Source organism: Shigella sp. SIG3, from assembly GCF_053555855.1.
The window spans coordinates 19408-32316 of record NZ_JBQZXE010000036.1 but is presented as its reverse complement, the minus strand read 5'-3'; the positions used below and the strand labels follow the sequence as shown (position 1 = coordinate 32316).

Sequence of the window (12909 nt, the reverse complement as noted above, 5' to 3'; positions counted from 1 at the left end):
AGATGGTCAACATTATTATATATACGATACAAAGTTTCTTACGCTCTACCTTGAGCAGACAGAGATGAAGAATTTGCCGATTGGTGGCGTCTGGAAGGGGAAAGTTAAATTACATTCGAACAGCCCGGCCCAGGACTATTTCGCAAATATTACCCTGAATACGCTCGACCCCAACCATATTGACGTGTTCTTCCCGGAGTTCGCCCACGCCACGCCAAGGGTGCAGTTAGACTTGCATCCAACAGGAAGCGTTAACGGCAGCAACTACGCGCAAGATCTGACCATGTTGGACATGTGCCTGTACGATGGTTTTAACGGTAATGCCATCAGTTATGAAATCATGCTCAAAGATGAAGGGCGACCAGCTGCAGGGCGCAGAGACGGTTACTTCTCTATCTATCGTCAGGGAGGGACCACCACCGACGAGGGAGAACGCATTGATTACCGGGTCAAAATGTACAACCCGGAAACCGGTGGGCAAATTGATGTGCGCAATAATGAAAATATGGTCTGGAACAGCATTAACCTGAAACGTGTGCGTCCGGTGGTACTGCCCGGTATTCGCTATGCCGTGATGTGTGTGCCGACACCCTTGACTCTGGCAGTCGATAAATTCAGCGTGATGGATAAACAGGCCGGGTACTACATGGGCAAATTGTCAGTAATCTTTACGCCTTCCTTGCCAACCATCAATTAACCCTGCAAACCGGACAAACGCTTTTTTCTATATAAACGACGAAGCCGCCTGATAAGGCGGCTTCGTCGTTATAACTTACGTTAAACGTTAATGTTGCGGTGCGGGATCGTTATGTGTTTCCTGTGCCACCTCAATCGCCGGTTTGTTCTGCAATACGGTCCAGATAACCAGCGCACCCAGCAGGTCAAATACTGCCAGAACTGCGAACAGCGGGCTGAAGCCGATGGTGTCAGCCAGTGCACCGACAACCAGCGCAAACAGCGTACTTGCCAGCCATGCGGACATCCCGGTTAAACCGTTCGCCGTCGCCACTTCGTTACGACCGAACACGTCAGAAGAGAGCGTAATCAGCGCGCCAGACAGTGCCTGGTGGGCAAAACCACCGATACACAGCAGCATAATTGCGACATACGGGTTGGTGAACAGACCGATCATACCCGGGCCAATCATCAGCACAGCACCCAGCGTTACGACCATCTTACGGGAAACGATCAGGTTCACACCAAACCAACGCTGGAACAGCGGCGGCAGGTAACCACCGAGGATACAACCGAGGTCAGCAAACAGCATCGGCATCCAGGCGAACATCGCGATCTCTTTCAGGTTAAAGCCGTAAACTTTAAACATGAACAGCGGGATCCACGCGTTAAAAGTACCCCAGGCCGGTTCTGCTAGGAAACGCGGCAGTGCGATACCCCAGAACTGACGGTTACGCAGGATCTGACCAACGGACATTTTCTTCGCCGTGCTCACCTGGTGCTGGGCTTCCTGACCATTAATAATATAGTCGCGTTCTTCATCGGTCAGATGCTTCTGGTCGCGCGGATGTTTATAGAAAATCAGCCATGCCATCGCCCAGATAAAGCTCAATGCACCGGAGATGATAAATGCCATCTGCCAGCTGTGCATCACGATTGCCCATACCACCAGCGGCGGCGCAATCATCGCACCAATCGAAGAACCTACGTTAAAGTAGCCTACTGCGATGGAACGCTCTTTCGCCGGGAACCATTCGGAGCTGGCTTTCAGACCCGCCGGGATCATCGCTGCTTCCGCGGCACCGACCGCACCACGAGCAACAGCCAGGCCACCCCAGCTACCTGCCAGCGCGGTTGCACCACAGAACACGGCCCACAGCACAGCAAACATTGCATAACCGATTTTCGTACCCAGCACATCCAGTACATAACCTGCTACCGGTTGCATGACCGTATAAGCAGCAGAATAGGCTGCGATGATATAGGAATACTGTTGGGTGGAGATGTTTAACTCTTCCATCAGAGTTGGCGCAGCTGCCGCCACAGTGTTACGCGTCAGGTAACCAAGCACGGTGCCGAGCGTCACCAGTGCGATCATATACCAACGTAACCCTTTAATTTTACTCATGTAAAACCTCATCGTTTTGTTATATCCGCAGGAAGCGCGGCCATCATCCCGCCAGAGGCTGAAGATGTTAGTTACGACCGGGTAACCGAAAAAAAACCGGCACGCCCCGAACGTTGCCATGAAAGTTTCGTGCTAATTCGGCTTCCGTACCGGTTAACCCGATTCATCTAACAAATGAATGAATCGGCAATTTGCATTCCGTCGACTTATGATTTGCGACGGCAGAAAGATAACTTGTCATACAACCTTAAAAGGTGAGAGCCATCACAAATGTGCGAATATTTGTAGGGACATTACCTGACGACAGCGAGGCCAGTACTGGCGCGGCCTGCAGCGAGATTTACCACTTTGAGAGTAATTTTTTTAACTACGTTTATTGATCTAACTCACGAAAATATCTTCGGACTCTGGAAATTGGTGTGATAACTTTGTCAGCATCGCACCATAAGCAAGCTAGCTCACTCGTTGAGAGGAAGACGAAAATGACTCCGTTTATGACTGAAGATTTCCTGTTAGATACCGAATTTGCCCGCCGTCTGTATCACGACTACGCAAAAGACCAGCCGATTTTCGATTACCATTGCCATTTGCCGCCGCAGCAGATTGCGGAAGACTATCGTTTTAAAAACCTGTATGACATCTGGTTGAAGGGCGATCACTACAAATGGCGCGCTATGCGTACCAACGGTGTGGCTGAGCGTCTGTGTACTGGTGATGCGTCTGACCGTGAAAAATTTGACGCCTGGGCGGCGACTGTTCCGCACACTATCGGCAACCCGTTATACCACTGGACGCACTTCGAACTGCGTCGTCCGTTCGGTATCACTGGCAAATTGCTTTCTCCGTCAACTGCCGATGAAATCTGGAACGAATGTAACGAACTGCTGGCGCAGGATAACTTCTCCGCGCGCGGCATCATGCAGCAGATGAACGTGAAAATGGTCGGCACCACCGATGACCCGATCGATTCTCTGGAGCATCACGCAGAGATCGCCAAAGACGGCTCTTTCACCATCAAAGTGCTGCCGAGCTGGCGTCCGGACAAAGCCTTCAATATCGAACAGGCGACCTTTAACGACTACATGGCGAAGCTGGGCGAAGTTTCCGATACCGACATTCGCCGCTTTGCTGACCTGCAAACTGCCTTGACCAAACGTCTGGATCACTTCGCCGCTCACGGCTGTAAAGTGTCTGACCATGCGCTGGACGTGGTGATGTTTGCTGAAGCGAACGAAGCGGAACTCGACAGCATTCTGGCGCGCCGTCTGGCTGGCGAAACCCTGAGCGAGCACGAAGTGGCACAGTTCAAAACTGCGGTACTGGTGTTCCTTGGTGCCGAATATGCACGTCGCGGCTGGGTACAGCAGTACCACATTGGCGCGCTGCGTAATAACAACCTGCGTCAGTTCAAACTGCTGGGGCCGGATGTAGGCTTTGACTCCATCAACGACCGTCCGATGGCGGAAGAGTTGTCTAAGCTGCTGAGCAAGCAGAACGAAGAAAACCTGCTGCCGAAAACCATTCTCTACTGCCTGAACCCGCGCGATAACGAAGTGCTGGGCACCATGATCGGTAACTTCCAGGGCGAAGGTATGCCGGGCAAAATGCAGTTCGGTTCCGGCTGGTGGTTTAACGATCAGAAAGACGGTATGGAACGTCAGATGACCCAACTGGCGCAGCTCGGTCTGCTGAGCCGTTTTGTCGGTATGCTGACTGACAGCCGTAGCTTCCTGTCATACACCCGTCACGAATACTTCCGCCGCATTCTGTGCCAGATGATCGGTCGCTGGGTGGAAGCGGGCGAAGCACCGGCGGACATCAACCTGCTGGGCGAGATGGTGAAAAATATTTGCTTTAACAATGCGCGTGACTACTTCGCCATTGAACTGAACTAAGGTCTGGGGTTGATATGCAATACATCAAGATCCATGCGCTGGATAACGTCGCGGTCGCTTTAGCAGATTTGGCTGAAGGCACAGAAGTCAGTGTCGATAACCAGACTGTTACGCTGCGCCAGGATGTTGCTCGTGGACATAAATTTGCGTTAACGGATATCGCAAAAGGGGCCAACGTCATCAAATATGGCCTGCCGATTGGTTATGCATTGGCGGATATTGCGGCGGGGGAACACGTCCACGCCCACAATACGCGCACGAATCTGAGCGATCTGGATCAGTATCGCTATCAACCTGATTTTCAGGATCTGCCTGCGCAAGCGGCAGATCCTGAAGTGCAGATCTATCGTCGCGCTAACGGCGATGTCGGGGTGCGTAACGAGCTGTGGATCCTGCCAACCGTGGGCTGTGTCAACGGCATCGCGCGGCAAATCCAGAACCGTTTCCTGAAAGAGACCAACAACGCCGAAGGTACCGACGGCGTGTTCCTCTTCAGCCACACCTACGGCTGCTCACAACTGGGCGACGATCACATCAACACCCGCACCATGCTGCAAAACATGGTGCGCCACCCGAACGCGGGCGCAGTGCTGGTGATTGGTCTGGGCTGTGAAAACAACCAGGTTGCCGCATTCCGTGAAACGTTGGGCGATATCGATCCTGAACGCGTTCATTTCATGATCTGCCAACAGCAGGATGATGAGATCGAAGCCGGGATCGAGCATTTGCATCAGCTGTATAACGTGATGCGCAACGATAAACGCGAGCCAGGAAAACTCAGCGAACTGAAGTTTGGTCTGGAGTGCGGTGGTTCTGACGGTCTTTCTGGTATTACTGCTAACCCGATGCTGGGGCGTTTCTCTGACTACGTGATTGCTAACGGCGGTACTACCGTACTGACCGAAGTGCCGGAGATGTTTGGCGCAGAGCAGTTGCTGATGGACCATTGCCGCGACGAAGCAACGTTTGAAAAACTGGTCACCATGGTCAACGACTTCAAACAGTACTTTATTGCCCATGATCAGCCGATCTACGAAAACCCATCACCGGGGAACAAAGCGGGCGGTATCACCACGCTGGAAGACAAATCACTTGGCTGTACCCAGAAAGCGGGTTCCAGTGTCGTGGTTGACGTGCTGCGTTACGGCGAGCGTCTGAAAACGCCAGGGCTGAACTTGTTAAGTGCGCCGGGTAACGATGCCGTAGCGACCAGCGCCCTGGCGGGTGCGGGCTGCCATATGGTGCTGTTCAGTACTGGTCGCGGCACGCCATACGGTGGATTTGTGCCGACGGTGAAAATCGCCACCAACAGTGAACTGGCGGCGAAGAAAAAACACTGGATCGACTTTGACGCGGGTCAGCTGATCCACGGTAAAGCGATGCCGCAGTTGCTGGAAGAATTTATCGACACCATCGTTGAGTTTGCCAACGGTAAGCAAACCTGCAACGAGCGTAACGACTTCCGCGAACTGGCGATCTTCAAAAGCGGCGTAACGCTATAAAGTCGAAATGAGTTGTTAATAAAAAACGGCGTTTCATAATGTGAAGCGCCGTTTGCTTTTCCATACCTGCTAAGGATTTATCATGACCGCGTATTGGCTGGCCCAGGGCGTGGGTGTCATCGCCTTTCTGATTGGTATCACAACATTTTTCAATCGTGACGAACGTCGCTTCAAAAAGCAGCTTTCGGTCTATAGCGCCGTTATTGGCGTACATTTTTTTCTTCTGGGCACCTATCCCGCTGGTGCCAGTGCCATCCTTAATGCCATTCGTACATTGATTACCTTACGCACGCGCAGCTTATGGGTAATGGCGATTTTTATTGTGCTGACTGGCGGAATTGGCCTCGCGAAGTTCCATCATCCTGTCGAACTATTGCCGGTTATCGGTACGATTGTCAGTACCTGGGCGCTGTTCCGCTGTAAAGGGCTCACCATGCGCTGCGTGATGTGGTTTTCAACGTGTTGCTGGGTGATTCACAACTTCTGGGCGGGGTCGATAGGCGGCACGATGATTGAGGGTAGTTTTCTGCTTATGAATGGCCTGAATATCATTCGTTTCTGGCGGATGCAGAAAAGGGGAATTGATCCGTTTAAAGTAGAGAAAACCCCTCCCGCCATAGACGAAAGGGGTTAAACAATTAATTACGCAGGGCGCTATTTGCCAGACGATCGTCTTCCGCCTGGCAAGCTGCCGCAGTGAACAGCACGTCAGTTGAAGAGTTCAGCGCGGTTTCGCAAGAGTCCTGCAATACGCCGATAATAAAGCCGACGGCAACCACCTGCATGGCGATATCGTTCGAAATACCGAACATATTACAGGCCAGTGGGATCAGCAGCAAAGAACCCCCCGCCACGCCGGATGCGCCACAGGCACACAGAGAAGCCACTACGCTCAACAGCAGCGCTGTGGGCAGATCGACCGGAATACCCAGCGTATTAACCGCAGCCAGCGTCAACACGGTAATGGTGATTGCTGCGCCCGCCATATTGATGGTGGCTCCCAGCGGAATAGAAACTGAATAGGTATCGCGATCCAGATTCAGCTTTTCACACAGCGCCATATTCACCGGAATGTTCGCTGCAGAGCTGCGGGTGAAGAAGGCATACACACCGCTTTCGCGCAGGCACAGCAGCACCAGCGGGAACGGGTTACGACGAATTTTCCACCACACCAGCAATGGGTTAACCACCAGCGCCACCAGTAACATACAGCCAACCAGCACGACCAGCAGTTGCGCGTAGCCCCACAGTGTGGAGAAACCGGTGGTTGCCAGGGTAGAAGAAACCAGCCCAAAAATACCGATCGGTGCGAAGCGAATGACCAGTTTCACCATAAAGGTAACGGCATTCGACATATCATTGACCAGGTTTTTGGTGGTCTCGTTACCGTGACGCAGTGCGAAGCCGAGGCCGATCGCCCACACCAGAATCCCGATGTAGTTACCTTTCAGCAGGGCGTCGATGGGGTTGGAAACCATGCTCATTACCAGTCCGCGCATCACTTCGACAATGCCTGACGGCGGCGAAATATCACCCGCGCTACTGGACAAGTGCAGGGTAGAAGGGAAGGCAAAGCTGAAGACTACTGCGGCCAGAGCTGCAGAGAAGGTGCCCAGCAGATAGAGGAACAAAATAGGACGGATATTGGTTTTCTGCCCGTGCTGGTGGTTAGCAATAGATGCCATTACCAGCATCAACACCAGGATGGGGGCAACAGCTTTCAGTGCGCCGACGAACAAAGTACCTAACAGACCAACAGCTTCCGCCGCGGGTTTTGAGATCCATGCCAGAAGAATCCCCAGAACAAGGCCGACCAGGATTTGTTTTACCAGGCTGCCATGAGCCAGACGCCGGAATAGCCCCGGTGAACGTTGCGTAGTCATTTTTCGATCCTTTCATTGTGTTGTCGCACATCCCTGGTGCGTTCTGTCGACGCATCTTTCAGGATGTAACAAAGTGTTTGCAAGGTCGAGTATAAGGAAAGTTACAGCTTCGGGAAGCGAAAAATGCTGGATTTTAAAGAGAGGTCATGTTTTGCAACTTAATGGTTGCATTTATTTAACATAAACAGAGGGAAGGACTGGCTATTAAGGCTGATTAGATAACATATGGGCAAAACTATTTGGAATATGAGAACGGTTGCGCTCCTTTAACGTGTTATGCCATATAAAGTCACTGGCGCAGGGAGCGCGCAGGGGGCGGCCAATCGCCGCCGCCCCCTGCCCCCCCAGGCTCTGGCGAACAAAATCGCCGCTGCGCGGTTCCCTCAGCCTATCCCTTGCGGCTACCGGGTCGGGCGCAAGGTAACGTCCCTGTAAGATGCGCCCTCGCCCCGGCCTCCAGGGAACGCTTCGGCGATTTTGACGCCACCAACACCCGTGCGGTCTTTTTGTAAAGAGCTATAAGCCGATTACATAATTAATAGCTCACCTTTGTCTGGAATGAGTTATCTCTAGGAATGGCTTAATATACAGCGAATCATTCTCCCCGCTGCTTATCATGCCGATAATTCACCCAGGCGTTGATAATAAACGTCATCACCAGAATGCCAAACACCACGCCCAGCGAGACGGCGATTGGAATATGGTAGAAGTCGACAATCAGCATCTTGATACCGATAAACACCAGAATCACCGCCAGGCCATATTTGAGCATCGAGAAACGCTCTGCTACGCCCGCCAGCAGGAAATACATCGCACGCAGGCCGAGGATTGCAAACAGGTTTGAGGTCAGCACAATGAACGGGTCAGTGGTCACGGCGAAGATAGCCGGAATGCTATCCACGGCAAAAATCACGTCGCTCAATTCCACCAGAATCAGTACCAGCATCAGCGGTGTGGCGTACAGCAATCCATTCTTACGCACAAAGAAATGCTCGTTGTCGATGGTGTCGGTCATGCGCAAATGACCGCGTAGCCAGCGCACCAGCGGCTTGTCGCCAATGCCTGATTCATCTTCATGGGCGAGCGCCATCTTCACGCCGGTAAACAGCAGGAAGGCACCGAAGATATACAGGATCCAGTCGAACTGCGAAATCAGCCAGCTGCCTGTGAAGATCATGATGGTACGCAGAACAATCGCCCCGAGCACGCCATACACCAGCACGCGACGTTGTAATGCCGCCGGAACGGAGAAATAGCTGAACAACATCAGCCAGACAAAGACGTTATCGACCGCCAGCGATTTCTCAATCAGATAACCCGTGAGAAAGGCCAGGGCCTGTGGATCGGCAACGGCGCGACCTTCGGTTTGCACCAGATACCACCAGAAAGCGGCGTTAAACAGTAACGACAGCGTCACCCAGACCAGCGACCAGGCCGCAGCCTGTTTCATGGTCATGGCATGTGCCCCACGACGCCCCTGCAACAACAGGTCGATAGCCAGCATAATGGCGACAACAACAGCAAATCCGCCCCATAGCAACGGCGTGCCGACAGTATTCATAGAAGTTCCTTACACATAAAAAAACGGCCAACGTCGGAAGACGTCAGCCGCTGCTTTTTATGCATAGACCTCGCCTTCCGGCAAGGTCTCACTTACAACAAAAAAGGAATACGTCTGCGTATTCCTTTCGGGTTGCCCGGTGACCGGATGTGGTTTTTCACACATCGTAATGACGATCGACCGGCAATGAAGTTACTCCCCTTTGCAGGTAACAAAGTATGACAGACCATTCAGTCAGTCAATGGTCTGTTACATACCTTTTACACTGTTTTACTTTGGCAAGTATAGTTTTACGCTATCTGCCGGAAAAATCACCCCAGTCTGGCGGCGGATCTCGGTCAGCAGTTTGGCTGTGATGCGACTGACCGCCAGCCCTGGATGATCCACCAGATGCTCATCCACCAGGGTAGCGAACAGCTCTGCTTCGTAGAGCATGGTATTAATATGCTGCGGCTGGGTGAGATCCTGCATCTGGCTGCCACGCGGCACAAAGCAGACTTTCTAGCATTCAGACAGTTTTTCAATCACCAGCGATCCCGCTTCGCCCTGAATCTCGCTTCCCAGGACAGAATCACTGACCTTTGAGTGCTGCAAGGTGACGCTGAAATCACCGTAATCCATCACCACCACGCCGTGGGCGTCAACGCCGCTTGCCAGCAAACTCGCCGTTGCCTGCACGCTTTTCGGCTCACCAAATAACGCCACCGCCGACGCCAGGCAGTAAAAGCCGATATCCATAATTGAACCGTTAGAGAATGCCGGATTAAAGGTGTTGGGATTCTCACCGTCCAGGTAACGTTGATACCGCGAGGAATACTGGCAATAGTTGAAAAAGACTTTACGCAGTTTGCCTGCTTTCGGCAGCGCCTGGCGCAACAAATGAAAGTTCGGCAGGCAGGCGGTTTTAAATGCCTCAAACAGCACCACCTGATTTTCGCGCGCACAGGCAATGGCGGCATCCACTTCCGCCAGATTCGACGCCAGCGGTTTTTCGCAAATCACATGAATTTTATGGCTAAGGAAAAGTTGTGTCTGGGAAAAGTGCAGGGAATTCGGGCTGGCAATATACACCGCGTCAATGGCATCGCTTTCCGCCATCGCTTCCAGCGACGTAAACAGATGCTCGACAGAAAAATCATTGGCGAAGTGCTGAGCCTGCTCAAGGCTGCGGGAATATACGGCGGTTAACTTGTATTTACCGCTCTCATGGGCGGCCTCGACGAACTGGCGAGTGATCCAGTTCGTACCAATCACAGCGAAACGTATCATAACGCGTGGATACTCCATAAAGGGATTCTGTCGTCAATGTAGCACGCCTTTTTCATCTTCGACGTGCGCAGATACGCATTATTCTTTCGCCGGACAGCCATGCTCACTAAACGGCCCAATCATGACCGATGGCCCGAGATATTTCGGCTGGCGATGGAGGATTTTTGCGTCAATCACCGCGCTGACACGAGCGAGTTTCTCCCGCAGTTGAGTATAAAAACCATGCTTCATATTGAGGTCTGGCGCGTTAAACCCGATAGCGTCGATGCCGTACTGTTTTGCCAGCCAGATGGCGCGTTGGTTATGAAATTCTTGCGAGATAATGGTGATATGGTTTTCCCCAAACACCTTTTTGGCACGCACTACCGAATCCAGCGTTGAGAATCCGGCATAGTCGCAAAAGATCACTTTCGCCGGTACGCCTTTAGCGATCAAAGCCTGCTGCATACCTGATGCTTCATCGTAATTTTTACGTCCGTTATCGCCACTCACCAGTAGCCATTTCACTTTTCCGGCGTGGTACAACGCTGCTGCGGTATCAATACGTCGGGTAAAGTAGCGATTACCCGGCCTCGCCCCCAGCAATAAACCCACGTTACGCGCCGGGACGGCGTTGACATCGCCCCAGGTCAGCTGCTTGCTGGCGTTGACCATAACGCGATCGGCGATAAAAATGGTCGCTCCTGCCACAAGTAACAGTAAGCAGGCAATCTTTAGAGTCCGGCGAGAAAAACAAATACGGAGAAGAAGGCGGGCAAATGCGCGCAGCATGGTCGTTATCCTTAACGAAAGGGGGGAGGTCGATTTTAGGCGCTAAAGAAAGAAAAGATAACGCCTGACATCATTTTCAGATTTTGTCCTGCCCAAGCGACAACTGCGTTAGCCACAGCCGGGTGTCGAACTCAAGCTGGTGGTACTGCGGCTCCATATGGCAGCACAATTGATAGAACGCTTTGTTATGCTCTTTCTCCTTCAGGTGCGCCAGCTCGTGCACCACGATCATGCGCAAAAACGGTTCCGGCGCGTTGCGAAACACGGTAGCGACGCGGATCTCTGCTTTTGCTTTCAGCTTGCCGCCCTGCATACGAGAAACAGCGGTATGTAACCCGAGCGCGTTTTTTAGCACATGGATCTTATTGTCATACATCACTTTATTGATCGGCGGGGCATTACGCAGAAACTGATTTTTCAGATCCTGAGTATATTGCCAGAGAGCTTTATCGGTGGCGTAGTCGTGTGTTCCCGGATAGCGTTTTGCCAGCACATCGCCCAGACGCTGTTCGTTAATCAGTGTTCGCACCTGCGAAAGCAGCTGCTCGGGATAACCCTGAAGATAAGTAAGATTGCTCATAACCGCCCACGAAAAAGAGAAAAAGGGTATACTCACGCACCCTTTTCAGGGGCAACGTCGAAATTTTATCATTCAGGAGGGCCGATGAGCCACTTAGACAACGGTTTCCGTTCACTGACACTACAACGTTTTCCGGCGACGGATGACGTTAACCCGCTACAGGCGTGGGAAGCGGCAGATGAATATTTGCTGCAACAGTTGGACGACACAGAAATCCCCGGCCCGGTGTTGATCCTGAATGATGCCTTTGGTGCGTTAAGCTGCGCGCTGGCGGAACATAAGCCGTACAGCATTGGCGACTCATACATCAGTGAACTGGCGACGCGCGAGAATTTACGCCTAAACGGGATTGATGAGTCGAGCGTGAAGTTTCTCGACAGCACCGCCGACTACCCGCAACAGCCGGGTGTGGTGCTGATCAAAGTGCCGAAAACACTGGCATTGCTGGAACAGCAACTGCGTGCGCTGCGCAAAGTGGTCACGTCGGATACACGTATTATTGCCGGTGCCAAAGCCCGTGACATTCACACTTCCACGCTGGAACTGTTCGAAAAAGTGCTCGGCCCGACCACCACCACGCTGGCATGGAAAAAAGCGCGCCTGATTAATTGCACGTTCAATGAACCGCCGCTGGCCGATGCGCCGCAGACCGTTAGCTGGAAGCTGGAAGGTACTGACTGGACTATCCATAACCATGCGAATGTCTTCTCCCGCACCGGGCTTGATATCGGCGCGCGCTTCTTTATGCAACATCTGCCAGAGAATCTCGAAGGGGAGATTGTCGATCTCGGTTGCGGTAATGGCGTTATTGGTCTGACGCTGCTTGATAAAAACCCGCAGGCGAAAGTGGTGTTTGTCGATGAATCGCCGATGGCGGTTGCTTCCAGCCGTTTGAACGTTGAAACCAACATGCCAGAGGCGTTGGATCGCAGCGAGTTTATGATCAACAACGCGCTCTCCGGCGTGGAGCCTTTCCGCTTTAATGCTGTGCTCTGCAACCCTCCGTTTCACCAACAGCATGCGCTGACCGATAACGTCGCCTGGGAGATGTTCCACCACGCCCGCCGCTGCCTGAAAATCAACGGCGAGCTGTATATCGTTGCCAACCGCCATCTGGATTACTTCCATAAACTGAAGAAAATTTTCGGCAACTGCACCACTATTGCGACGAATAATAAATTTGTGGTGCTGAAAGCGGTGAAGCTGGGACGTCGTCGGTAAGATTGGGAGTTACCTGCCGGATGCGGCGTAAACGCCTTATCCGGCCTACGTTCAGCACGTTACCCCCAGGCCGGATAAGACGCGGCAAGCGTCGCATCCGGCAATGTCTGCTCAGTTCTGGAATCGCGCTTCCATAAAACAAAA

10 protein-coding genes and 1 pseudogene are annotated in these 12909 nt (G+C 52.4%); 5 read left to right on the top strand and 6 right to left on the bottom strand.

Going from position 1 to position 12909, the window contains the following annotated elements:
- Positions 1-697: CfaE/CblD family pilus tip adhesin (locus ACUU1I_RS09125; protein WP_449144831.1), on the top strand; the 697-nt coding region annotated here is incomplete at its 5' end.
- 87 nt (positions 698-784) lie between these two features.
- Here ACUU1I_RS09125 and exuT read toward each other — a convergent pair.
- Positions 785-2083, bottom strand: a complete 1299-nt coding sequence (exuT, locus tag ACUU1I_RS09120; RefSeq protein ID WP_005071025.1) for a hexuronate transporter ExuT — start codon at positions 2081-2083, stop codon at positions 785-787.
- Positions 2084-2565: 482 nt separating this feature from the next.
- Between exuT and uxaC the strand changes: the two genes are divergently transcribed.
- From uxaC to ACUU1I_RS09105, 3 genes are all read left to right on the top strand, one after another.
- Positions 2566-3978, top strand: coding sequence for a glucuronate isomerase (gene uxaC, locus ACUU1I_RS09115; protein ID WP_000187432.1), 1413 nt, complete (start codon positions 2566-2568; stop codon positions 3976-3978).
- A 14-nt stretch (positions 3979-3992) separates the two neighbouring features.
- Complete coding sequence (gene uxaA, locus ACUU1I_RS09110; RefSeq protein ID WP_001199360.1) at positions 3993-5480, top strand: altronate dehydratase; 1488 nt, start codon at positions 3993-3995, stop codon at positions 5478-5480.
- A gap of 82 nt (positions 5481-5562) precedes the next feature.
- Positions 5563-6114: a YgjV family protein gene (locus ACUU1I_RS09105; RefSeq protein ID WP_000128136.1), complete on the top strand. Its 552-nt coding sequence runs from the start codon at positions 5563-5565 to the stop codon at positions 6112-6114.
- A gap of 4 nt (positions 6115-6118) precedes the next feature.
- Here the strand turns inward: ACUU1I_RS09105 and sstT are convergent, their stop codons facing one another.
- The 5 genes and pseudogenes from sstT to ACUU1I_RS09080 all read right to left on the bottom strand — a co-directional run bounded on the left by sstT (position 6119) and on the right by ACUU1I_RS09080 (position 11544).
- Positions 6119-7363 (bottom strand): serine/threonine transporter SstT, encoded by a 1245-nt coding sequence (gene sstT / locus ACUU1I_RS09100; RefSeq protein ID WP_000211655.1) that lies wholly within the window; start codon positions 7361-7363, stop codon positions 6119-6121.
- A gap of 595 nt (positions 7364-7958) precedes the next feature.
- Positions 7959-8924 (bottom strand): TerC family membrane protein Alx, encoded by a 966-nt coding sequence (gene alx, locus ACUU1I_RS09095; protein ID WP_001098805.1) that lies wholly within the window; start codon positions 8922-8924, stop codon positions 7959-7961.
- 270 nt (positions 8925-9194) lie between these two features.
- A pseudogene (locus tag ACUU1I_RS09090) lies at positions 9195-10193 on the bottom strand (Gfo/Idh/MocA family protein).
- 78 nt (positions 10194-10271) lie between these two features.
- On the bottom strand, positions 10272-10964 hold the full coding sequence (locus ACUU1I_RS09085; RefSeq protein WP_000942537.1) for a SanA/YdcF family protein: 693 nt from the start codon (positions 10962-10964) through the stop codon (positions 10272-10274).
- Positions 10965-11040: 76 nt separating this feature from the next.
- Positions 11041-11544: a M48 metallopeptidase family protein gene (locus tag ACUU1I_RS09080; RefSeq protein ID WP_005071012.1), complete on the bottom strand. Its 504-nt coding sequence runs from the start codon at positions 11542-11544 to the stop codon at positions 11041-11043.
- Between the two features lie 84 nt (positions 11545-11628).
- Here ACUU1I_RS09080 and rlmG point away from each other — a divergent pair, with 84 nt between their 5' ends.
- Positions 11629-12765, top strand: coding sequence for a 23S rRNA (guanine(1835)-N(2))-methyltransferase RlmG (gene rlmG / locus ACUU1I_RS09075; RefSeq protein WP_000018657.1), 1137 nt, complete (start codon positions 11629-11631; stop codon positions 12763-12765).
- Positions 12766-12909: the final 144 nt, after the last annotated feature.

What these genes read in the sequence shown, in the direction of transcription:
- rlmG (WP_000018657.1), top strand. Translation starts at nt 11,629, where the DNA reads ATGAGCCACTTAGACAACGGTTTCCGTTCACTGACACTACAACGTTTT.
- ACUU1I_RS09080 (WP_005071012.1), bottom strand. Translation starts at nt 11,544, where the DNA reads ATGAGCAATCTTACTTATCTTCAGGGTTATCCCGAGCAGCTGCTTTCG.
- exuT (WP_005071025.1), bottom strand. Translation starts at nt 2,083, where the DNA reads ATGAGTAAAATTAAAGGGTTACGTTGGTATATGATCGCACTGGTGACG.
- sstT (WP_000211655.1), bottom strand. Translation starts at nt 7,363, where the DNA reads ATGACTACGCAACGTTCACCGGGGCTATTCCGGCGTCTGGCTCATGGC.
- ACUU1I_RS09105 (WP_000128136.1), top strand. Translation starts at nt 5,563, where the DNA reads ATGACCGCGTATTGGCTGGCCCAGGGCGTGGGTGTCATCGCCTTTCTG.
- ACUU1I_RS09085 (WP_000942537.1), bottom strand. Translation starts at nt 10,964, where the DNA reads ATGCTGCGCGCATTTGCCCGCCTTCTTCTCCGTATTTGTTTTTCTCGC.
- alx (WP_001098805.1), bottom strand. Translation starts at nt 8,924, where the DNA reads ATGAATACTGTCGGCACGCCGTTGCTATGGGGCGGATTTGCTGTTGTT.
- uxaA (WP_001199360.1), top strand. Translation starts at nt 3,993, where the DNA reads ATGCAATACATCAAGATCCATGCGCTGGATAACGTCGCGGTCGCTTTA.
- uxaC (WP_000187432.1), top strand. Translation starts at nt 2,566, where the DNA reads ATGACTCCGTTTATGACTGAAGATTTCCTGTTAGATACCGAATTTGCC.